Origin of the sequence: Luteolibacter sp. Y139 (assembly GCF_038066715.1) — a bacterium.
GTDB classification, from domain to species: Bacteria; Verrucomicrobiota; Verrucomicrobiia; order Verrucomicrobiales; family Akkermansiaceae; genus Haloferula; species Haloferula soli.
The window spans coordinates 332,792-354,124 of sequence record NZ_JBBUKT010000003.1 but is presented as its reverse complement, the minus strand read 5'-3'; the positions used below and the strand labels follow the sequence as shown (position 1 = coordinate 354,124).

At 62.2% G+C, this 21,333-nt stretch carries 24 protein-coding genes; 4 read left to right on the top strand and 20 right to left on the bottom strand.

All coding sequences use genetic code 11. The features are described 5' to 3' along the window. Positions 1 to 34 precede the first annotated feature (34 nt). The 14 genes from WKV53_RS09895 to WKV53_RS09830 form a co-directional block, all read right to left on the bottom strand. Positions 35 to 1,114, bottom strand: a complete 1,080-nt coding sequence (locus WKV53_RS09895) for an FAD synthase family protein (protein WP_341404413.1) — start codon at positions 1,112 to 1,114, stop codon at positions 35 to 37. A 94-nt stretch (positions 1,115 to 1,208) separates the two neighbouring features. Next, positions 1,209 to 2,324: a GDP-mannose 4,6-dehydratase gene (gene gmd, locus WKV53_RS09890; protein ID WP_341404412.1), complete on the bottom strand. Its 1,116-nt coding sequence runs from the start codon at positions 2,322 to 2,324 to the stop codon at positions 1,209 to 1,211. A gap of 90 nt (positions 2,325 to 2,414) precedes the next feature. Beyond that, positions 2,415 to 3,350, bottom strand: a complete 936-nt coding sequence (locus tag WKV53_RS09885; RefSeq protein WP_341404411.1) for a GDP-L-fucose synthase family protein — start codon at positions 3,348 to 3,350, stop codon at positions 2,415 to 2,417. Positions 3,351 to 3,364: 14 nt separating this feature from the next. Further along, a complete protein-coding gene (locus WKV53_RS09880; RefSeq protein ID WP_341404410.1) occupies positions 3,365 to 4,480 on the bottom strand; it encodes a DegT/DnrJ/EryC1/StrS family aminotransferase in 1,116 nt (371 codons plus the stop codon). An 11-nt stretch (positions 4,481 to 4,491) separates the two neighbouring features. After that, positions 4,492 to 5,802: a nucleotide sugar dehydrogenase gene (locus WKV53_RS09875; protein ID WP_345789650.1), complete on the bottom strand. Its 1,311-nt coding sequence runs from the start codon at positions 5,800 to 5,802 to the stop codon at positions 4,492 to 4,494. Then, positions 5,795 to 6,973 (bottom strand): UDP-galactopyranose mutase, encoded by a 1,179-nt coding sequence (gene glf, locus WKV53_RS09870; protein ID WP_341404408.1) that lies wholly within the window; start codon positions 6,971 to 6,973, stop codon positions 5,795 to 5,797. Before glf ends, WKV53_RS09875 begins: the two co-directional genes overlap by 8 nt. A gap of 3 nt (positions 6,974 to 6,976) precedes the next feature. Then, a complete protein-coding gene (locus WKV53_RS09865) occupies positions 6,977 to 7,942 on the bottom strand; it encodes a UDP-glucuronic acid decarboxylase family protein (RefSeq protein WP_341404407.1) in 966 nt (321 codons plus the stop codon). Between the two features lie 190 nt (positions 7,943 to 8,132). After that, on the bottom strand, positions 8,133 to 8,675 hold the full coding sequence (nusG, locus tag WKV53_RS09860) for a transcription termination/antitermination protein NusG (protein ID WP_341404406.1): 543 nt from the start codon (positions 8,673 to 8,675) through the stop codon (positions 8,133 to 8,135). Next, positions 8,672 to 9,187, bottom strand: a complete 516-nt coding sequence (locus WKV53_RS09855; protein ID WP_341404405.1) for a GbsR/MarR family transcriptional regulator — start codon at positions 9,185 to 9,187, stop codon at positions 8,672 to 8,674. The genes nusG and WKV53_RS09855 overlap by 4 nt, the downstream gene beginning before the upstream one ends. A gap of 62 nt (positions 9,188 to 9,249) precedes the next feature. After that, positions 9,250 to 10,737 carry a methyltransferase domain-containing protein gene (locus tag WKV53_RS09850; protein ID WP_341404404.1) on the bottom strand — a complete coding sequence of 496 codons (1,488 nt, stop codon included), beginning with the start codon at positions 10,735 to 10,737 and terminating at the stop codon, positions 9,250 to 9,252. A 349-nt stretch (positions 10,738 to 11,086) separates the two neighbouring features. After that, complete coding sequence (locus tag WKV53_RS09845) at positions 11,087 to 11,512, bottom strand: hypothetical protein (protein ID WP_341404403.1); 426 nt, start codon at positions 11,510 to 11,512, stop codon at positions 11,087 to 11,089. Between the two features lie 154 nt (positions 11,513 to 11,666). Further along, positions 11,667 to 12,131 (bottom strand): GNAT family N-acetyltransferase, encoded by a 465-nt coding sequence (locus WKV53_RS09840; RefSeq protein ID WP_341404402.1) that lies wholly within the window; start codon positions 12,129 to 12,131, stop codon positions 11,667 to 11,669. A gap of 48 nt (positions 12,132 to 12,179) precedes the next feature. Beyond that, complete coding sequence (locus tag WKV53_RS09835) at positions 12,180 to 12,476, bottom strand: immunity 53 family protein (RefSeq protein WP_341404401.1); 297 nt, start codon at positions 12,474 to 12,476, stop codon at positions 12,180 to 12,182. Between the two features lie 80 nt (positions 12,477 to 12,556). Continuing rightward, entirely contained in the window at positions 12,557 to 13,675 is a 1,119-nt protein-coding gene (locus WKV53_RS09830) for a sialate O-acetylesterase (RefSeq protein ID WP_341404400.1), read from the bottom strand. Positions 13,676 to 13,930: 255 nt separating this feature from the next. On the opposite strand from WKV53_RS09830, the gene WKV53_RS09825 reads away from it, so the two are divergent. Next, the gene (locus tag WKV53_RS09825; protein ID WP_341404399.1) at positions 13,931 to 14,116 is read left to right on the top strand and encodes a hypothetical protein; all 186 of its coding nucleotides are present in this window, start codon (positions 13,931 to 13,933) and stop codon (positions 14,114 to 14,116) included. A gap of 45 nt (positions 14,117 to 14,161) precedes the next feature. Here WKV53_RS09825 and WKV53_RS09820 read toward each other — a convergent pair whose 3' ends face one another. Further along, positions 14,162 to 14,758, bottom strand: a complete 597-nt coding sequence (locus tag WKV53_RS09820; protein WP_341404398.1) for a class I SAM-dependent methyltransferase — start codon at positions 14,756 to 14,758, stop codon at positions 14,162 to 14,164. 189 nt (positions 14,759 to 14,947) lie between these two features. Between WKV53_RS09820 and WKV53_RS09815 the strand changes: the two genes are divergently transcribed. Next, positions 14,948 to 15,820, top strand: coding sequence for a hypothetical protein (locus tag WKV53_RS09815; protein WP_341404397.1), 873 nt, complete (start codon positions 14,948 to 14,950; stop codon positions 15,818 to 15,820). Between the two features lie 78 nt (positions 15,821 to 15,898). On the opposite strand, the gene WKV53_RS09810 is transcribed toward WKV53_RS09815, so the two are convergent. From WKV53_RS09810 to WKV53_RS09795, 4 genes are all read right to left on the bottom strand, one after another. Beyond that, a complete protein-coding gene (locus tag WKV53_RS09810; RefSeq protein ID WP_341404396.1) occupies positions 15,899 to 16,288 on the bottom strand; it encodes an Imm1 family immunity protein in 390 nt (129 codons plus the stop codon). A 27-nt stretch (positions 16,289 to 16,315) separates the two neighbouring features. Next, entirely contained in the window at positions 16,316 to 16,864 is a 549-nt protein-coding gene (locus WKV53_RS09805) for an Imm7 family immunity protein (RefSeq protein ID WP_341404395.1), read from the bottom strand. A gap of 37 nt (positions 16,865 to 16,901) precedes the next feature. Continuing rightward, entirely contained in the window at positions 16,902 to 17,651 is a 750-nt protein-coding gene (locus tag WKV53_RS09800) for a hypothetical protein (protein ID WP_341404394.1), read from the bottom strand. A gap of 80 nt (positions 17,652 to 17,731) precedes the next feature. Next, positions 17,732 to 19,324 carry a peptide chain release factor 3 gene (locus WKV53_RS09795; protein ID WP_341404393.1) on the bottom strand — a complete coding sequence of 531 codons (1,593 nt, stop codon included), beginning with the start codon at positions 19,322 to 19,324 and terminating at the stop codon, positions 17,732 to 17,734. A gap of 139 nt (positions 19,325 to 19,463) precedes the next feature. On the opposite strand from WKV53_RS09795, the gene WKV53_RS09790 reads away from it, so the two are divergent. Then, entirely contained in the window at positions 19,464 to 20,246 is a 783-nt protein-coding gene (locus tag WKV53_RS09790; protein WP_341404392.1) for a VC0807 family protein, read from the top strand. Positions 20,247 to 20,399: 153 nt separating this feature from the next. Here the strand turns inward: WKV53_RS09790 and WKV53_RS09785 are convergent, their stop codons facing one another. Continuing rightward, positions 20,400 to 20,684 carry a 4a-hydroxytetrahydrobiopterin dehydratase gene (locus WKV53_RS09785; protein ID WP_341404391.1) on the bottom strand — a complete coding sequence of 95 codons (285 nt, stop codon included), beginning with the start codon at positions 20,682 to 20,684 and terminating at the stop codon, positions 20,400 to 20,402. Positions 20,685 to 20,814: 130 nt separating this feature from the next. Here WKV53_RS09785 and WKV53_RS09780 point away from each other — a divergent pair, with 130 nt between their 5' ends. Beyond that, positions 20,815 to 21,264 carry a hypothetical protein gene (locus WKV53_RS09780; RefSeq protein ID WP_341404390.1) on the top strand — a complete coding sequence of 150 codons (450 nt, stop codon included), beginning with the start codon at positions 20,815 to 20,817 and terminating at the stop codon, positions 21,262 to 21,264. The last annotated feature ends 69 nt before the right edge of the window (positions 21,265 to 21,333 follow it).

Below are 21,333 nucleotides of genomic sequence, written 5' to 3'. Positions count from 1 at the left end.
GGGTGGTGCTGTGTCGACGGAACGTCGACACTCCTTAGTGGCAATAGGGCTCGACGGGGCGGAGCTGGTCGTTTGAAGCCAGCGCGGAGGCGCGGGCTGACTCTCCGGCGAAGAGATACAGGGCGTAACCGCCGTAGCCGCCGCCGCAGTATTTGCGGGCGAGGGCTCCGGGAAGTTCCGGGAGTGCATCCATGCCTTCGTCGAGCTGCATCGAGTGATACACTTGGATGCCGCGCGCGAGCTTCTCGAGGGATGCTTCGATCACTCCTTCGCGGGCGATGCGACCTGACTCGGCGATGCGATCGTAATCGCGCGGAATGTCGGCGGCACCGGGAGTGTCATGGGGTGAACCAGTCCAGAGGATGGCGAGGCAGCCGCGGAGGAAGTCGCCGTTGCGCTTGAAATCGAGGACGGGCTTTTGGCCGGAACGCCACACGCAGAGGCCCGTTTCGCGAATGACTGCGGGGTCTTGCCAGCCGACGCCGAGATTGATTTCGGAGTCGATGCCGTCCTTGCCATTGAGCAAGGCCCATGCGCCGCTGCCGCCGAGGCCAGCTTGCTTTTCGTAGGGCCACTCACGGAGTGAAACGAGCGGTGAGATCGCGCAGTTCACCACGAACTCTCCCTCGCGGGAGAAGCGTGGGACATCGAGCCAGCCGCCGGCGAAATCGACGCGAAGCGGGGCCTCGGTCGGTGCCTGCACCCAGCGGACGATCGATGTCGTCGACACTGGCTCGAAACGAGGCGGTGTCTTCGGCAGTAGCACGTATTGCGCGCCGACTTCGGCACACAGGGCGCGCTTCAGGTCGCCATACTTGTCATCATCGGTGACTGCGAGGATGTCCGGCCGGAGCTGGAGGAATTCCTCGCGGAAATCGATGCCCTCATCGTGGCCGTTGCCGATCACGACGTGATCGACCATGCGCAGGCTCTCTAACAGAGCCTTCTTGTGCTCGTCCGGGATGGACGGCTTGCGGCGCTTGTGGATCCACAGTACCTCCGATGAGGCGAAGGAGACCGTGAGATGATCACCGAGGGCTCGCGCCTCCTCGAAGAACTGCACGTGGCCGCCGTGGATGATGTCGTAGCAGCCGGAGACGAAGACCTTGCGCATGAATCGTGCGACGGAGAGCGAGGCTCGCCGGCTGTTTGATGGATTCGGGCCGCGAGCAGCCGGAACGACGCAGTCGTTCCGCTACGAAGGCTGGTTACTCCTTCGACACCGACACGTGGTGGCCGTGGGCCTTGAGCAGGGCGTGGCGCTTGGCGGTATCGAGGTCGGAGGCGACCATTTCGGCGCACATTTGCTCGACGGTGATTTCCGGGACCCAGCCGAGCTTTTCCTTCGCCTTGGTCGGGTCGCCGAGGAGGGTTTCCACTTCGGCGGGGCGGAAGTAGCGGGCGTCCACCTTCACGATCACGTCGCCGACTTTCACCGCTGGAGCGGTTTCGGGATTGGCGGACGTGACGGTCGCCTTTTCGTCCACGCCGTTGCCGGAGAACTCGAGTTCGATGCCGGCTTCACGGGCAGACATGCGAATGAACTCACGCACCGAGATCTGCTTGCCGGTGGCGATCACGAAATCTTCGGCCTGATCTTGCTGGAGCATCATCCACTGCATGCGGACGTAGTCCTTCGCATGGCCCCAGTCGCGCAGTGCGTCCATGTTGCCGAGGTAGAGACACTTCTCAAGGCCTTGCGCGATATTCGCGATGCCACGCGTGATCTTGCGGGTCACGAAGGTCTCGCCGCGGCGCGGGGACTCGTGGTTGAAGAGGATGCCATTGCAGGCATACATGCCGTAGGACTCGCGGTAGTTCACCGTGATCCAGTAGGCGTACATCTTCGCGACGGCGTAGGGAGAGCGTGGATAGAAAGGAGTGGTTTCCTTCTGCGGGATCTCCTGCACCAGGCCGTAGAGCTCGGAAGTGGAGGCCTGATAGAAACGGGTCTTCTTCTCCAGCCCGAGGAAGCGAATCGCCTCCAGCAAGCGCAGGGTGCCAATCGCATCGACATCCGCGGTGTATTCCGGGGCTTCGAAAGAGACGGCGACGTGCGACTGGGCACCGAGATTGTAGACCTCATCCGGCTGCACCTCGGAAAGGATGCGGGTAAGGTTCGAGGTGTCAGTCAGGTCACCGTAGTGGAGGCGGAAGCGGGCGTGCTCGACGTGTGGATCCTCGTAGATGTGATCCACGCGCTGGGTATTGAAAAGCGAGGCGCGGCGCTTGATGCCGTGCACTTCGTAGCCTTTCTCCAGCAGGAATTCGGCGAGATAGGAACCGTCTTGGCCGGTGATACCGGTGATAAGAGCTTTCTTCATGGCGACTGTAAGGGGGAAGGATTTGGGAGGGAGGAGGGAACGGGAGGATGCCAGATCCAGCGCCCTGTCCCCATTACGCGATAAGGTGGGTCAGAGGCGGGCCGCGCCAGCTTCGAGGCTGGCGAGGAAGTCCTGATAAGCAGCGGCCAAGCCATCGCGGAAATCGACGACGGGGGACCAGCCGGTGGCCTTGATCCTGGAGACGTCCATCAGCTTGCGAGGTGTGCCGTCCGGCTTGGTCGGGTCGGTGAGGATTTCGCCGGTGAAGCCGACGGTTTCAGCGACGAGCTGCGCGAGTTCGAGAATGGTCACGTCATCGCCGACGCCGACGTTCACCCAGTCAGGCGGGTTATCGAGGCCGAGCAGGTGGAAGCAGGCGGCGGCGAGGTCGTCGACGTGGAGGAATTCACGGCGCGGGGTGCCGGTGCCCCAGATGGTCACGCTCGATGCACCGCTTTGCTTCGCTTCATGGAAGCGGCGGAGCAGGGCGGGAATAACGTGGGAGTTCTCCGGGTGGTAGTTGTCACCTGGGCCGTAGAGATTCGTCGGCATCGCCGAGTGATACATCAGGCCGTGCTGGGCGCGGTAGTGCTGGCACAGCTTCAGGCCGGCGATCTTGGCGATGGCGTAGGCCTCGTTCGTCACTTCCAGAGGGCTGGTCAGCAGGCAATCCTCAGGCATGGGCTGCGGCGCCATTTTCGGATAGATGCAGGAGGAGCCGAGGAAGAGCACGCGTGGCACGCCGGCGCGACGGCTGCCTTCGACGAGGTTCGAGGCAATACTAAGGTTCTCGTAGATGAAGTCCGCCGGGTAGGTGGCATTCGCGTGGATGCCGCCGACCTTGGCAGCGGCGATCATCACGATGTCCGGCTTCTTCTCAGCGAGGAAGTCGAAGACGGCTTGCTGGCTGAGCAGGTCGAGCGTGTCGCGGCCGGCAGTGATGACGTCGTGGCCGCCGCGCTTTTCGGCCTCGCGCACGAGGGCGGAGCCGACCATGCCGCGGTGTCCGGTGATGAAGGTCTTCATGGAGGTGGGGGAGGTTAGGGGAAGAAGGACTCGATCGCGGTGGCGACTTCGTCGAGCTGGGCTTCGACGAGTTCCGGATAGACCGGGATGCTGACGACTTCCGACGCGAGTTGGTCGGAGATCGGGCAGTTCGAAAGCGAGTGCTCAGGAAGATTGGCGAAGCACTCCTGGCGATGCATTGGCACCGGGTAGTAAATCTCGCAGCCGATACCTTTTTCCGTGAGGTGGGCCTTCAGCTCATCGCGGCGGCCGGGGACGCGCAGGGTGTACTGGTTCCAGACGTGGCCGGCGTGGTCACGGTCGTTCGGCAGGATGAGTTCTTCGCCGGAGATTTTGGAAAGACGTCGGCTGTAGTAGTTCGCATTGCGCGTGCGGCCGGCGGCATATTCGCCGATGTGGTGCAGCTTCACGCGCAGCAGTGCGCACTGGAGAGCGTCCATGCGGAAGTTCCCGCCGACCATCGAGTGGTAGTAGCGCGGGTGCATGCCATGATTGCGCAGGCGGAGCATCTTCTCACAGAGCTCGAAAGACTCGGTGGTGACGAGGCCGCCGTCGCCGAAGCCGCCGAGGTTCTTCGACGGGAAGAAGCTGAAGCTGCCGATCTCGCCGATGGTGCCGCAGGCGCGGCCGCGATAGGTGGAGCCAAAGGATTGCGCGACGTCCTCGATGATCTTCAGGCCATGCTCCTTCGCGAAGGAGGTGATGGCATCCATCTCGGAGGATTGGCCGAAGAGGTGGACCGGGATGATCGCCTTGGTTTTCGAGGTGAGCTTCGCCTTTGCCGACTCGAGATCGATGCCGAAGCAATCGGTGGTGACATCGCAGAAGACGGGCGTCGCGCCAGTACGGTGGACGCTGCCGGCGGTGGCGAAGAAGGTGAAGGAGGGGCACAGCACCTCGTCGCCGGGGCCGATGCCGAGCGCCATCAGTGCGATGATCAGCGCGTCGGTGCCTGACGAGATTGAGATCGCGTGCTTTGCACCGAGTGCTGCGGCGCATTCCTTTTCGAAAGCCTCCACTTCCTCGCCGAGGATGAAGCGGCCGGAGCGGAGCACGTTTTCAAAGACCTGCTTCAGCTCGGCTTCGAGCGGCAGGTTCTGGGCGTTGACGTCGAGAAGAGGAACGGACATGGGAAATCAGATCAGGCTTTGATGACGAGGCCTTCGGGCGTGTCGATGGAGGCCATCGCGTTGCGGGTGTCGATGATGAGGTCAGACCAAGCGGCGAGCTGGGCGAGATCGAAGGCGGCGTGATGGGTGGAGATGACGATGCAGTCCTGGGCGCGGATCGTTTCCTCGCTCCACTCGATGCTGCGGGTGCCCGCCCAGTTCATGTGCTCGCGGGTCGGGCCGACTACGGGCACGTGGGGATCGTAGAAGGAAACCTCGGCACCGAGGTTCTTGAAGCCATCGAGCAAGGCGAAGGTCGGCGACTCACGCATGTCATCGACGTTCGCCTTGTAGGCGAGGCCCATGAGCAGGATGCGTGATCCCTTCACCGGCTTGCCGCGCGAATTGAGCGCCTCCATGGTACGATGGACGACGTAGTTCGGCATGCTGCGGTTGATCTCACCGGCGAGCTCGATGAAGCGCGTGTGGACACCATACTCGCGGGCCTTCCACGTGAGGTAGAAGGGATCGATGGGGATGCAGTGGCCGCCAAGGCCCGGGCCGGGATAGAAGGCGGTAAAGCCGAAGGGCTTGGTCGAGGCGGCGCGGATGACCTCCCAGATGTCGATGCCCATCTTGTCGGCGGCGACCTTCAGCTCGTTGACGAGGCCGATGTTCACCGCACGGTAGATGTTTTCCAGCAGCTTGGTCAGCTCGGCGACCTTGCAGGAACTGACTGGCACGACTTGCTCGAAGGCGGCTTCGTAGAGCGCGACGCCAGCCTCGAGGCAGGCAGGCGTGATGCCACCGACGACCTTCGGGATGTTCGTCGCGGAGAACTTGGTATTGCCCGGGTCTTCGCGCTCCGGCGAATAGACGACGTGAATCTCGGTGCCGACCTTGAAGCCGGCCTTCTCGACGCGCGTCACGACTTCCTCGTCGGTGGTGCCGGGGTAGGTAGTGCTTTCGAGGCTGAGCACTTGGCCTGCCTTCAAATGCGGTACCACGGCTTCGACCGTGTTCACCACGTAGCTCAGGTCCGGCTCGAAGTGTTCATCGAGCGGTGTGGGGACGCAGAGGATGATCGCGTCGAGGGTCTTGATGATCGAGAAGTCGGTGGTCGCCTCCAGCCTGCCGGATGCGAGCGCTTCGGACACGTGCTCGCCGGGGATGTGCTTGATGTAGCTGCGGCCAGCGAGCAGCGCTTCCGGTTTGCCCGGATCGATGTCGATACCGACGGCGCGGAAGCCTGCCTTGGCATAGGCCAGCAGAAGCGGCAGCCCAACGTAGCCGAGGCCGACGACGCCGACGGAGCCCTGTTTTGATTTCAACTTTTCAAGCATGCGGAGCCGGTGAGTAGCGGGCGATCAGGCGATCGGCTTCGGCGAGTGCCATGCCGGTGACCTGGTCCATGTTGTAATAACGGTAAGTGGCGAGGCGGCCGATGAAGCTAACGTTTTCCTCCGCGGCGGCCAGCTCGGCGTAGCGGCGGTAGGCGGTCTTCGCGTCGTCCGCGGGCACGGGGTAGAACGGCTCCTCCTCCGGTGTCCAGTTCCGCGGGAATTCGCGGATGATCGTGGAGGCGTCGATTTTCTGCCCGGTGACGTGCTTGATCTCGACGATGCGGGTGTAGGGAACGTCCGCGTCGGGGTAGTTCACCTGCACGGCGGGCTGCCAGAAGCCGGGTTTTCCGGCGATGAGCTCGCGGGCCTTGAGCTGGTCGGCGGTGAAGCTTTCGTGCTCAAAGCTCAGCGAGCGGTACGGAAGTGCGCCGTAGCGGCGCTTGAAGTATTCATCCACCGGGCCGGTGAAGATCAGGTGACGGTGGCGCCAGCGCTGGCAGGCTTCGTTGAAATCGACGCCGAGGTGGAGTTCGACGTTTGGCGAGGCATCGAGCATGCGCCCGAACATCGCGGTGAAGCCGTCCTTCGGCAGCGCTTGGAATTCCTCGTTGAGGTAGCGGTCGTCGCGATTGGTGCGGATCGGCACCCGGCCGCAGACGCTGGCGTCCAGATCGCGCGGGTGGCGCTGCCACTGCTTGAGGGTGTAGCCCTCGTAGAAGCGGCGGTAGAGTTCGCGGCCGACCTTGGAGAGGATCAGTTCCTCGGAGTTCTGCGGCTCATCGACCGGGACGCGGTGCTCCTCGATCCAGGCCTCGAACTCCTCGGTGGTCGCCGGGTGGCCGACGATTTCCTCGAAGGTGTGGAGGTTGATCGGGAAGCTCCAGTAGCGGCCTTCCGAGTAGCTCTTGATCTTATAGTCCGCGTCCTGCCACTCGGTGAACTTGCCGAGGTAGTCGACGATGCGCTGGGAATTCGTGCGGAAGTAATGCGGGCCGTAATCGTGGACCAGCACGCCCGCCGCATCGACGCGATCGTAGGCGTTGCCGCCGAGGTGCGGGCGCTTGTCCACCACCACGCAGCGGAATCCGGCATTGGATAACCGTTCCGCTGCGACGAGACCCGAGAACCCGGCTCCGACGATCAGGAAATCGACGCTGGCGTCAGGCGACAAGGATCACGCGGGTTGAAGCTGTCCGCGGAAGTACTCGATGGTCTCGCGGATGCCCTTGTCGAAGGGCACGACCGGCTCCCAGCCGAGGACTGCCTTGGCGCGGGTGATGTCCGGCTTGCGCACCTTCGGGTCGTCCGGAGGAAGCGGCTTGGGATCGACCGTCAGCTCGATGCCGAAGACTTCCGCGATCGCTTCCGCGAACTGGCGCATGCTCATTTCGTGCGGGTTGCCGCAGTTGACCGGCTCATGCGTGGTCGAGCGGGCGAGGCGCCAGATGCCGTCTACCAGGTCGGAGACGTAGCAGAAGGAGCGGGTCTGGGTGCCATCGCCGAAGATGGTGAGCGGCTCGCCGCGGAGGGCCTGGCCGATGAAGGCGGGGACCACGCGGCCGTCGTCGAGGCGCATGCGCGGGCCGTAGGTGTTGAAGATGCGGACGATCTTGGTGTCGAGGCCGTGGGCGCGGTGGTAAGCCATCGTGGCGGCCTCGGCGTAGCGCTTTGCTTCATCGTAGCAGGAGCGCACGCCGATTGAGTTCACATTGCCCCAGTAGGTTTCCGGCTGTGGGTGGATCTCGGGGTCACCATAGACCTCGGAGGTGGAAGCGACGAGGTAGGTCGCCTTTTTCCGCAGGGCGAGATCGAGGGCATTGTGCGAGGCGTAGGAGCCGGCCTTCAGGGTCTCGATCGGGATCTGGACGTAATCGATCGGGCTCGCAGGGGAGGCCATGTGGAAGACGAAGGCGACGGGGCCTTCGACATCGTAGGGCTGGGAAACATCCTGCTCGATGAAGGTGAAGTTCGGATTCCCTTCGAGGTGGGCGATGTTGCGCCGGTGGCCGGTGACGAAATTGTCCAGTGCCACGACCCGCAGGCCGTCCGCCAGCAGGCGATCGACGAGGTGGGATGGGACGAATCCGGCACCGCCGGTAACCACGGCGGTCTTGCCTTTGAGATCTTCGATGGGAGTCATGGGAGTATGGGGGGGAGGTTTAGCCAAGCTGCCGCCCTTGGTCGTTTGCCCGAAGCACGGACAAGACCAGCAGCGGCAGTCGGAAGGTATTGGTTTCAGGCGGCTTCATCGGGAGCGCCTAACGGCGCGATGGATCGAAAAATCGGCTCTCCGTTCAATCCAAAATGAACAATCCGGAGTGGCGGGGTTGTCATGGAAGGGGTTTGCGGGGGAGGAGCAGCGAGAAAAGGTCGACCTCCACCACCTGCTCGCGGCCGAGGAATTCCAGCAGGACCCGGACGCGTTCGCGGGCGGGGAGGACTTCCACGACGGTCGCTTTTACCCCGCCGAGCGGGCCGTGGGCGAGCTCAACCTCTTCTCCCTCAGTGATTCGGGGGCCGACCGTCAGGACTTCCTTTTCCCCCTGCTTGGCCACTTCCTGGCGGAGCAGCTCCACGAAATCGTCCGGCACTTCCGGGACCTTGTCGCCGAAGCGGACCAGTCCGCGGACGCCTGCGCAGTACATGACCGCGCGTTCGTCGGTGCGCAGTTGAAAGCGGGCCAGAATGTAGCCGGGGAAGAGTGCCTCGACCCACCAGATTTTGCCGCGGCGGGTCGCCTTGCGGTAGCGCAGCAGGGGGCAAAAGACCTCCACGCCCTCAATCTCGCGGAGATGGGCGGCGGCGATGGCTTCCCGTTTGGTCTGCGTTTTCAGGCAGTACCAGGCACGCTCGCTGGGGGGGAGCTCGCTCATTCGCCGAGGACTTTTTGCAGGATGGGCAGGACGAATCGTGCCTTTGACATCCAGTATTCGAGCTGGGTCACCCGGGATTTGAAGAAGGCCTGGAGCTCCGCGTCCGGTTCATCCGAGGCGACTTCAAGGAGGCGGCCGACTTTCGACTGCCCGCTTTCCAGATGGGGCCGGACCTGTTCGCGGATGAAGCCGCCGACGAGTCGCTTGAGCTCCGTATCTGCTTGGAAATGAAGGCGTCGAGAGTTTTCCAAGTCGATCTCGCGGACGGCGCCGAGGCCTTTGAGCGCGCGCAGCCCTTGGCTGGCGGAGCCCTTGCTTATGCCTAGGCGCTCGACGAGGTCGTCCAACGACAGGGGCTCCGGCGAGATGAAGAGGAGGCCGTAGATTTCCCCGATGGAGCGGGGGAGGCCGAGTACCTTCACGCCGTCGACGAAGACCTGGATCACCTGCGCTTCCAGCGCCCCGAGCGTCGGAAATTCGCGGACTTCTTCCTCTTCGCGGGCCGGTCGCACAGGCGGCGGCATAACTAGCTGAGCCGGATTGTTCAATCTGAAATGAACGAACCCGCTTGGCATCAGGTGACGATTCCGCGCTCGGCCAGGTGGGCGAGCCAGCGAGGGAAATCCAGCTGGGGGAATTCTTCGCGAGCTCGCTCGGCCAGTTGATCGGCTGGCTGGGAGCCGTCCATCGCCGCCAGCAGGCGCTCATGGCCATCTGGAAAGCGGCAGGGGAAATGGCGGACATCCACTACGGGGCGGTTCGCGGCGGCGAAGTGGAGGTTCAGCGGGGACAGCTGCGGGGCAGCGAGGGATTCCCGGCGGATTTCCAACGGCTCCGAGCGCAATTCGATGCCGCCGAGGCGTGCTGCCTGATAGATCCAGCCGGCCAGTTCGCGGCCGTGGCGGGCCGGGTCCCAACTGCTGCCCAAGCGCTCCGCGGTCCGCCGGATCAGCTCCTGCACGGAGATGCAGGACGGGGCGACTTCCTCAAGCAGCTCGCGGAATTGGCTGACCGCGAGGCTTTCCACAGGGGGGAGCTTGATTGAGCCCAGCCCGGCGGCGAAGTGCATCACTACCGCGGTGGTGGTGTTGTCTTCCAGCGGGGCATCGGCCCGGCAAAAGAGACTATTGCGGTGGGTCCGGCCGGATAGAAGGTCCAGCGTCTGCTGGAGGAGGATGGGGTCGGCAGCGAGGGGCGCGAGTCGATCGAACGCCTCCGGCGAGACGCCGTCCGGCAGATTGTCCTGGAGGCGCGCCTCGCCGAGGTAGCGGAGGCCGCGCTCCGCCGCCCAGGTTGCGAACTGGGCGAAATAGACGGCGTCGCAGATCGGGGCGAAGTCATCAAAGGGGAGGACCGTCGGGCCCTTTTTCACCATGTCCCGGCAGATGGCCTGCACGTTTGCGGCGTGGGCGGTGTTCGCGCCAGCCATGTCGGCTAGGGAGGCGGCCACGGATTCCACGGTTTCGCCGAGGCCGGCGGCGGCGGGATTGTTGGCGAGCGCTTTGACCAGCGGCACCAGGTCGCGTCGCAGCGACCAACCGGGCAGGGTATTGTAGGAGATGCAGGCGACGCCGCTTTCCGAAAGGACCTGCCCGCAGTGATCGAGCACGCGGGTTTTCACCTCATCCGGCACCCAAGAGAACACGCCGTGGGCGATCAGGAAGTCACATGGGTGCGATGCCCGCCAGTGCTGGAGGTCCGCGGTTTCGAAGCGGATGTTAGAAAGCCCGGCGTCGTAGGAAAGCTGGCGGGCTTGGCGGACCGCGGTGTCGGAAAAGTCCAGCCCGGTGAAGTCGCTCTTCGGATAGCGGGCGGCCAGCGGCAGCAGGTTTTGCCCCGCGGCGCAGCCGAACTCCAAGACCCGGCAGTTGGTGGGTTCCGCCAATTGCGCCAGCCCGGCCACCCGGGCGCTGACCCACAGGCGTGAAATGTCCGTCACCGGATGACTGAGGTCCGGATAGCGACGTTCGGAATACAGCTCGCGCACCGGATCGTTCATGACTTTTTTTGCCGGGAGGGTGCTGGCCATCCGCGGCGGATTCGCATGGAGGCGGAAGGGCATCGGGATGCTAGAATAGAGGAATTGGAGGCAACGGCGCCTTGGGAGGGAGGATGACGCCTTCTTCCGCAAATCTTTCCCGTTTGCGTTCGTAGTCGCGCGCGTCCCGGAAGTCCGCGCAAGAGAACTGCATGAGCACCATGAGACCGCCGCCCCATGGGAGCAGGCTTCGGGAGGTCACTTTGGTTTTCATGGCGGGGATCCGTTGGAGGGAAGGTTCGGCGTGGCCCGCATCGCGGGACGGTCATTGGGTTGCGCTGTTTTGACGGTAAATTGCTATAATTGGAAATCAGGAAAATGATGTAGGACGCGATAAATTGCGACTTTTTACCGTCGAAAGGTGGCTTCCGTTTCATGCCCGGGGGTCGAGCGGTTGCGGCAGCGGTGCCAAATCGGGCGGGATAAAAGAGGACTTTGCCTCTGGGGACATGATGAGGTCCCGCGAGTAGAAGAGCAGCAGGACGCGCTTGTCCTTGAGCTGGGTCTGCGCGTCGAGGAAGGCATCGGAGGACGCTGCCGGACCGAACTGGCGGAGGGTGGTGTGGACGAGGTGACACCACGCGCAGGTCATGGTCTCGTGGTAACCGCCGGTGGGTGTGTCCCCGATCCCATGGGCGGCATTGTAGGCGCGGATGCCGGAGCGCAAACGGTTCAGGGCTTCCTCGAACGGGAAACGGCTGAGGTAGAGATACGCGACCTTGAGATGGGCACGGTGGTGCCAGAGGTCCAGTGGCAGGGACTGGTCCTCGAATTGGCGGAGATGTTCGTGATCGCTCATCGGGGGGGACGGGCGGGGCCATGAGGCTGACGATGTCAAGATAGGCAATGCGGAAGGTCCGCAGCAAGGGGCGATCTTGTCGCACGCTTGCGTGTCCGGCTTGGTAGACAAGCGAGTTGGCAGATCGTTAGAAATTAACGCTGCCGAGCCGGACTCACTGGAGAGGCTTGGTAAGGAAGAGCTTGTTGTGGCCGTGCGAGTCCCAGTCGGGAATTTCTCCCGCCACGGTGAAGCCGTGAGCCAGGTAGAAGCGCGGTGCCTGATAGTCCATGGTATCGGCATAGGCATGCCTGCAGCCGCGGGTGATGGCTTGGCGTTCCGCTTCGGCGAGCAGCGCCGTGCCGATGCCTCTTGAACGCGATTCAGGATCCACGGACATGATGGAGATGCGGAGCCATGCGAGTTGGGTCTCGGCAAAGAGGCCGCCTACGATGCGGTCATCGGCAGTGGCGAGGAGGATGAGCGAGCGTGCCTGGTGCTCCGGCTGCTGAAGCAGTTCCATGAAGGCCGGGTTGGCGGACCAGTTGTGCTCGCGCAGCCACTGGCGGACGAGGTCGCAGTCCGGTGCCGAGAGGTCGGTCGCAGGCGCGATGCTCAGATGGGGCGCTGGGAGGCTCATGTTCCTGGAAGGTAGGCTTGGCCGGAATGGTAATGGCGCGTTGTCTGGTTACTTTTTTGCGGCCCAGGCCAAGAAGGTGCGAAGAATCTCATCAAGCATAAGTGCTCCGCCGGCTCCTTCCCATTTCCCATCCCGGACGGCACAATGAATCCAGTCGTGCTCCGGTTCTGAGAGCTCCTTCGCGGTCCCTGCATACGGGCGCTCTTCCAGATCGGTGTCCATGAGATCGATGACGACTCTCCAGCCTGGATTGTCCAGCGTGCGAATCTGGATGAGGTTTTCGTGTTCCCAGTCGCCGTCGCATTGAGAGTGGTACCATCTTTGCAATTCCTGGAGTGTGTCCATTTGGAGAAGGTGTGAAGCTGGGGTGCTATCCAAGGAAGACAGTGAAAAGTAAGCGACGAAGCCTCGTTCAAGCCTGATGACTACTTCACGTTCTGCTCCAGCCATGGGGTGATCTTTCGCTCCCACAGCGCGGCGTGTTCGCGGAGTCCTTTGCTGCTGAAGTGGACTCCTTTGCCGTTGGCTTCGCGGAGGTCGCCTTTCAGGGTGTCGGTGTCGGGTCCTTCGAGGGCGATGCCTTCCTTCCACAGGGCTGCTTGGCCGGAGCGGAGGTCATCCGAGGATTCATCGCCGGGTACGTGGTAGCTGGCTTGGGCGACGAACCATGGTGCCTCGATGCCGCTTTGTTTCCGTGATTCGCGGATGATGGTGGCAAGGTATTGGCGGTAGAGGTCGCCGGACAGCGTGCACTTGGAATCGGTCTGGTTCGCATCGCTTTCACCCTGGTGCCAGAGCACGGCGCGGAAGCCCTGCGGTCCGGCTTGCTTCATGCGGCGCACTAGCATGGTGAAGGCTGCGCCCTTGCTCGTCCATTGGGCGTCGGCGCGCTGCTCGACCCGAGTTGTCCGGGTTGGTGGAGCGGGGAAAACCGAGCCTTCCGGCAGCCACTCGCGGACACTGGTGGCGCCGATGCCACAGGCGATGAAGCCGATGGGGACCTTGAAATGGGTGGCGAGTGCGTCGCCCAAAGGCGGCATGAAGCTGCCGCCGGTGCCGCTGGCTCCGGGCTGGGGATCACTGGCGAGCAGCCAGCGCTGGCCATCGAAGGAGGCTACCTGTCCAGTGCTGGTGTTTTGCTTTTCCTCGCCGTGATTCGCAGAGTTCGACTGGCCGGCGACGACGAAGATTTCGCCGATGCCGAAGTGCTCCGTGACGGCTTCCGCCAGCACCTGGCCATCGCGCGTGGCGCGCGCTTCCATGCGATACCAGCCACCGGCAGGGAGCTGGATTTTTCCCAAGAAGGCGGACCCTTTGACGGATCCGGCAAGGCGGCTCCATTCCTCGGCCTTACCATCGTGAACCAGCCGTATTTCCACGTCTACCGGGCCGTCCGTCTCCAACAAGCTGCCGGCCACGGTCAGCTCACCCTGAGCGGCGGTCTGGCGCTGGATGACTTGGTAGTCGGAGGGGGATGACAGCACGATGCCTGCCGCGTGGGCGGTGATCGGGAACAGGAGCAGGGAGAGCAAGAGGGTCTTCATGGCCGGCCCGTTTCGTTATGGGATGCGACGAAGGACGCCACGGGATCTACCGTGGTGCACTTCTCCACTTTTCGCAGAAGCTTGGGAAAGGGACAGCTCATGTTTCGATGGCTGGCTGGGAGAGCTGGGTCTCAATCAAGCGAGCCGGGATGAGGTGGTAGGCTTCCCAACGGTCGCGATGCCGATTTTTTCTACTTATCCTATGTCGATCGGGGAGAGTTGTGTTAGTGTCGGAATCCCTTCCTCCCTCCTCCCATGTCCCCCCAGGATGAAAACTCCCCGCTTGCTGCCGTTCTGGCCGAGGAACTCGCCGGAATGCCGGAGGAGGACCGCGTGCGGACGGAGCGGATTCTGGGGCTCGTCTTTGAAACGATCGCGGGGCTGGAACTGCGGGTCCGGGAGCTGGAGGAAAAGGGGAGGCTTGATGCGTCTGACATTTAGGGTGTCTGCCTTCCGCGGGTTCTGCCTCTGCCCAAGGGCAGGAGGTCAGGTCTTTTGAGCGATGAGGGTGAGATGCTTTTCGGGATACTGGTCGTATTCCAGGTGCCTGCAGATGCATCCGGCGTCGGCGATGACCTCGAGTGTCTTTGGAATGCCCAGGACGCTGTAGTAGACCGGCGGGCCCATCGCGGAGTCGTGTTTCTCCGACGGCTCATCCAGTCCGCCTGTCGTCCAGATGAAGATGCCACCGGGGGACAAGGCTCCGCAGAGCTTTTGCAAGACTGCCTCGTGGTGCTGGAGCGGCACGTGCCAGATGCTGTCCCACGCGGTGATGAAGTCGTACTGTCGAGGTGGCGACCACTCGCAGATGTCGGCGTGGTGGAAGGTGACGTCGGGATTCCGCTGCTGCGCAAAGGCAATCATTTGTGCGGAGACGTCGAGGCCTTCCACGAAGTAGCCGCGACTTTGCAGCAGGCGGATGAAGCGGCCGCTGCATCCTGAGCCGACATCGAGTGCCGAGCCGCCGTCGGGGCGGAATTTGAGGGCGTGCTCGTGCTGGCGAATTCCGTTCGACTCAAGATGCGGCTCCAGCCAGCGGCGGGCGATGGAGTCATAGCTTTGGCCGATTTCGGAAGGCTGCATGGATTCAGGATTCTTCTGAGGAGGGACAGTCATTCAATGCGTGGCTTCGCCGTGGGGTAGTGCTTGGTAGCCTCTTTGTCAGAACGTTTGGACAATCCGGGCCGGGGAAATAGGAGCACGGCTAGAGTGAAGGAATCTTGTTTACATGGTAGTGGGATAAACTAATTTCCGTATGTTTTTCTCTCCCCAATGTCTAGTCGTGTCCTCATCTATGCCCTATGGGCGTTCGTGCTCTGCATGTTCCCTGCAAGTGGCGAGGTGCTCGCCGCACGGATCACGACGACAAAAGGTAAATCAGTGGAACAGGTCACTGCAGTCTCGCGGGAAGCCGACGGGTTACTCAGGATCGTGCATGCCGGAGGAGTCTGGCGGATTTCCCAAGATGAGCTGACGGAGGAGTCCCAGATTGCACTCGGGTTGAATCCCGGGGCGTCGTTCTACGAGACGATGGATGATCTCAAAGTCCTGCAAACGCTCGATGGCAGGAAGTTCGAGGACATTCGGAGGTGTGTGGTAACTCCCAGCGAGATCCGCTTTTATCATTCAACCGGCTCAGCCACGGTTCGTCTGGAGAATCTGCCGGAAACGCTGCGCAAGCGCTTCGGGTATGATCCGGCCAAGGCTGCGAGCTACGAGAAGGGCTTGGCTGAAGCCAGGGAGAAGGCCGAGGAGGAGCGTTTGAAGAAGCTCTTGGCGGTTGGGCCGGGCTCGGGTTCGGCGGGTGATATGCTCTACGTCGACAACAGCCCGCCGGGATCCAAAACGAGCGATGTCAGAAAGGTCACCCGGACTGAAGCCCGCCTATTGGCGGCGTCCTCGACTGGTCCTTGGGTGTGGGTGGCCGGCTACTCTCGAACCGACGGGACTTATGTTCCCGGCCACTATCGAACCTCCCCCAACGGGCAGCTGGCAGACAACCGGTCTAACGAGGGCAATCGCGACTCGAAGACCGGAGAATCAGGCAAGGCTCCTTCGACAAGCTCCTCAAGCGATCCGGTCTACGTCCATGGTTACTTCAGGAAAGATGGGACTTACGTGAGGCCCCATTCCCGGAGCAAGTGAATGAGGTCCGGCGTGATCGTGCGGGAGGAGTTCTGACAGCTCTGAGTTCGAGAACGCGATTCCTTCCATCGTCTGATGTCAGGGGTCGGGTCTCCCGCCGATCACGGTGCCGTCACCGGAATCATTGTGCCAGGTCAGCCACGGAGCGGGCTCGGCGTGGGTGATGAAATGTTCCAGCGCCCGCTGGACCTCGGAGACTGGCAGCGCCCAAGAGGCGGGATATTGGTCGTGCTGCCCGTTCTCGAGTTGGTAATCGATGAATTCATCCGCGCTGCCCGAGTAGTCAGGATTGCGAGTGCTGAACCCTGCGTCTCCATTCTCTCGCAGGAACATCAACCAGCCCACATCGCCGCTGATGAGTGCACAGAGCGATCGGTCAGGAGGTGCGGTTGCCCATAGTTCCAGGAATGGTGGCCGTGGGGAACGAAGCCGTTCCCGAATCTCTTCGATGGTGTTGATTTCCGCCATGGGGTCGGACTCATCTCAACGCAGCGATCAGGACTCCGCGCGGTTGTAGGGATGAATTGGTTCGAGGTCTCCTTCGACGAGGCCAAAGAATGGATCTGCCAGCTCTTCAAGTTTGCCGTTCTTGATCCGGTGTACCCTAAAGACGTTGTCGTAGTCCATCGGCGGATGCCGGTCATAGGAATTCCGATCCATGGTGTCCTCGTCGTCGTGGCAGTAGAAGAGCCCGTAGCTGCCGGGAGCATTCTTCACGATCCAACTCAGCATGTCCCACACCAGTGATGAGCGGTGATTGCGGGAGAGGCTGAAGGTCAGCAGTCCGTGGTGATTGTTGTGCTGTTCCAGAAGTGTCCAGACGAGGTATGGATCATCCTGCCTGCCCATCCATTCCCTGAAGGCAGCGAACATTGCAACATCCGTCCGGTCGATCTCGTCGTCGATATCGCCGACTTCATCGAGGGAAGCGTCCCGCAGAGGCTCGCGGGAAGATTGAAGATGGCACCAACCGAAGCCGAGCATGATGTTATAAGGAAACGTGTGATCGAGCCTCCGTGTAAGGAGGCGGCTAGGTTCTCTCAAGGGAAAAGGGAAATGGTGAGGGGGCGAGTTGCCGTTGCTAAGGGCGGCCAAACTCAAGCTCTGTAATCAAGAACGCATGGTCCTTCCCGCCGATCACCACGGTGACGGCCTCGCTGAATTCCGCTGTTGAAATCGAGAAGTAGCACCATCCGATTTCGTCGGGCTTGCGGCCGGGCCAGTCCACCGTGTGTTGTTCCAGGGCCAGCGAAATATCTTCAGGCTTGGAATGCCCGGTCATTTTTTGCCACGCCGTTTTCAACGCTGGGACTGGGAAGGTCTCCTTAAGTGCTGGAGATAGGAGCTGATGGGCCTTGCTGAATTTACCCTCGTTCAGCCAGTCGCAAAACTTCTCCGCATGCATGCAGAACGGAGGGTCATCAAATAACGCCGCGTCGGCGTCATTGACTTCGAGCGGTTCATTCTTCCTTCCCTCGCATGCTTGGATCATCTCTTCGGCCAATACCGCTGTAGCATTGCGCTTCGCCTTGCCGTCGGTTTCGTCCGAGATGCGGATGATCTCGCTGTACCATTCAACCGCATCCTCATACTGGCCAAGTGCCCGCAGCACGTTGCACTTCCAATTCAGAGCAGTGGAATAGTTGGGATCGAATGGCTTTATCAGCGCCAATGCCATGTCGTAGTAGGCTAATGCCGCGAGTCCTTTCTGGGGATCGATAACCTTAAGAGGATGTCCCAATCCCACCAGCTTGTTGGCCTTTGAGATCAGTAATGAAGCTCCGCTGAACCGGTGCTTGTAAGGGATGGAATTCAAGTCGATCGCCTTCATGCGCTTCCGGTCGAGAGTTCGATCTAGCCATTAGTTGATGTTGAGGTCGCGGCGTGAGACCTCGGCGGCGGATATGCTAGTCACTTCACCAGACGCTCGGCGAGGTCCCACTGTTCGTGGTAGCGCTTGAAGCTGCGGAGGGCCCATTCGGCTTCGGCGAGGACGACCCAGTGGCCGGCGGAGTCCTTGGCGAGGGCGCAGCCGCCGGGGAGATCGTCGGTGGGAGGGAATGCGCCGGTGACGGGCTCATCATCCTTCATCAGCCAGCGGATGACTTGCCATGGGCATTGCTCGACGATGACTTCGGCGCCGTATTCGGATTCGAGGCGGTACTTGAGGACTTCGAATTGGAGAGGGCCGATGGCGCCTAACAGGGAGGCGGAGCCGCCGGCGGTTTCGAAGAGCTGGATGACGCCTTCGCGGACGAGCTGGTCCATGCCGGCGCGGAAGCGCTTGGCGGTGGCGGTGCTGCGGCCGCGGATATTGGCGAAGCACTCGGGCGGGAAGATCGGGATCTCGTCGAACTTGATCGAGTTGTCGACGGTCAGGGTGTCGCCGATTTCGAAGGGCTGATTGCCGACGAGGCCGACGACGTCACCGGCGAAGGCTTCATCGACGATCTCGCGTTCCTGGGCGAAGAGCTTCTGGGAATTCGAGAGGCGGATTTGCTTGGCGGCGGAGCCGTGCCAGACCTGCATGTCCCGCTCGAACTTGCCGGAGACGATGCGGATGAAGGCCATGCGGTCCCGGTGCTTCGGGTTCATGTTCGCCTGGATCTTGAAGACGAAGCCGCTGAAGCGCTTGTCTTCCGGCTCGATCATCGTTTCGCCGGACTTGCGGCCGGAGGGCTCGGGGGCCATCGAGAGGAAGCCATCGAGCAGGAGCTGGATGCCGAAGTTGTTCGCGGCGGAGCCGAAGAAGACGGGGGTGAGCTCGCCCTTCAGCACGCGCTCGAGATCGAAGGGGGCACCGGCGATATCGAGCAGCTCCATTTCCTCGATCGCCTTGTCGACGAGGTCGGCATCGACGTGCTCACGCACGGCGGGGTCGGTGAGGCCCATCACGGAGACGGGCGCGCGGTAGGCACCGGCTTTCGTTTTCTCGAAGAGATTGAGCTGGCCATCCCGCCGCTGGATCAGGCCGCGGAAGCGCGGGCCATCGCCGAGGGGCCAATTCATCGGGTGGGAGGCGATGCCGAGGACGTTTTCGATTTCATCCACGAGGTCGATCGGCGAGCGGGTCGGGCGGTCGAGCTTGTTGATGAAGGTGAAGATGGGGATGCCGCGGAGGCGGCAGATTTCGAAGAGTTTGCGGGTCCGGGCTTCGACGCCCTTACCGGCATCGACCACCATGATGACGGCGTCGACGGCGGTGAGCACGCGGTAGGTGTCTTCCGAGAAGTCCTCGTGACCCGGGGTATCGAGGAGGTTCACGTGGAAGCCGCCGTATTGGAACTGGAGGACGGTGGAGGAAATCGAGATGCCGCGCTGCTTTTCCAGCTCCATCCAGTCGGAGGTGGTCTGGCGGCGGTCGCGGCGGGAGGTGACGGAGCCGGCGAGGTCGATGGCGCCGCCGTAGAGGAGGAATTTCTCCGTGAGCGTGGTCTTGCCTGCGTCCGGGTGGGAGATGATGGCAAGCGTGCGGCGGATGGATGACGGATGGGACACGGACACGGCGGGCGGAGGGAAGCACCCCGCGAGGCGACGGGCAACCCTCAAGGTCGGCCCCGGGGCCCCGTGGAAGGCGGAACTGCGGCCCTTTTTCGTTTGCAAGCGGCGGGGCAGCGGCTTGGCTCCGGGCGAAATCCATCCCATGCCCGACCCCAAGGCCAAGACGCCGCAGGAGCATCCGCTCGCGAACATCCTGATCAACGTGCTGATCCCGGTGCTGGTGCTCAGCTACCTGAGCAAGGATCCGGAGCTCCAGCGGAAGCTGGGGAAGGCGGTGCGGCCGTGGCACATCGGTCCGATGTGGGCGATGATCGTGGCGCTGATCCCGCCGCTGGCCTACGGCATCTGGCACTTCGTGAAGACGCGGAAGGGGAATGTCTTCTCGGCTCTGGGCTTCATCTCGGTGCTGCTGACGGGCGGGCTGACGCTGTATTTGTGGAATGCCGATGGGACGGTGAAGCCGAATGCGGGGCTGCTCTTTGGCATCAAGGAAGCATCGATCCCGCTGGTGCTGGCATTCGCCATTCTCGCCTCGCACAAATCGGAGAGTCCCTTGATCCGGGTCTTTCTCTATAATGACACCATCTTCGACGTTCCGAAGATCGAGGACCGGGTGGCGCAGCTCGGGGCGGAAAGCGGGTATCAGCGCCTGCTCTTGCAGGCGACGCGGTTCTTCGCGTGTTCCTTCGTTTTGAGCGCGGCGATGAATCTCGGGCTGGCGCAGTGGTTTTTCCGGGACTTCAACGCCACCGCGGGGGATGCCTTGTCCACCTATAATACGATCATCGGGAAGCTGACCGGCTGGAGTTTTGCGGTTATCGGCCTGCCGGTGATGGGGATTCTGTTCGTGATCCTGATCCGGTTGATGAAAGGGCTGAGGGAGCTGACGGGGATGAAAGATGAGGAGCTGATGATGCCGAGGTGACCCGGATTCTTCGGGGGCCGTCGCAGGAAGAGCTGGAGGTCTCCGACTGCAGGTAGAGCAGCTTCGTTCCGCACTCGGAGAGTGCGGACTACAATAAAAAGGCCCGCGGGAGGCGGGCCTTTTCGAGGGAAATCTGGAAACGTCCGGTGTGGGTCAGTCGACGAGGTTGTCGACGCGCTGGGCGAGCTCGACGTCGGCTTCGGTCACGCCGCCGGCGTCGTGGGTGGTGAGCTTGAGGGTCACCTTGGTGTAGTTGATGCGGATGTCCGGGTGGTGCTGCGCTTCGTCGGCGATGTCGGCGACGCTGTTCACGAAGTCGATCCCGTCCATGAATTCCTCGAACTCAAAGGTGCGGGTGATCGCGTTTTTCTCGTACTCCCACTCGGGGCACTTCTTCAGGGCGGAGGAGAGGTCTTCGTCTTCGAGCAGATCGGACATGGGAAAATCAGGGACGTTTGCGCCGCGAGATTGAGTCGGCGATTTCGGGGTTGGCAAGCGACTTTCCGGCGGAATTTTTCGTCACGGCGGAGGTTTGCACGCAAGGACGGCGGGGTGTATCGGATTTGGCATGAAACTCGTGCTCGCTGCCGCACTTTCGGCGCTGGTTTTCGCCTCCTGTGCGCCGTCCACGCCGGAGGCACGAATTGCCGCCCAACCAATGAAGTTTGACCGCCTCCCGGAAAAGCAGAAGCAACTCGTGGAGCGCGGGCAGATCGACAAGGGAATGAGCACGGACGCGGTCTACTTGGCTTGGGGCTCGCCAAGCCGCGAATACGAGGGCAGTGAAAACGGCACCTCCACCCTGCGCTGGGACTACGCCGGATCGACGCCGGTCTACACGAATTCCTTCGTGGGCGGCTGGGGTTATGGGGGCTACGGCTACGGTCGCTATGGGCGCTACGGCTATCCCTACTCCGGCTACGGCCTTGGTTCGGAAATCACCTACGTGCCGTATCGCCGGGCCTCGGTGCTCTTCAAGGGCGGCCGGGTGAGTTCCTGGGAGCGCTCGCGGGACTGACTGGCTAACAAAGAAAATGCCGCGACCGCACAAGGCGGCCACGGCATGGAAAGGTCTAAGGATCGCGGG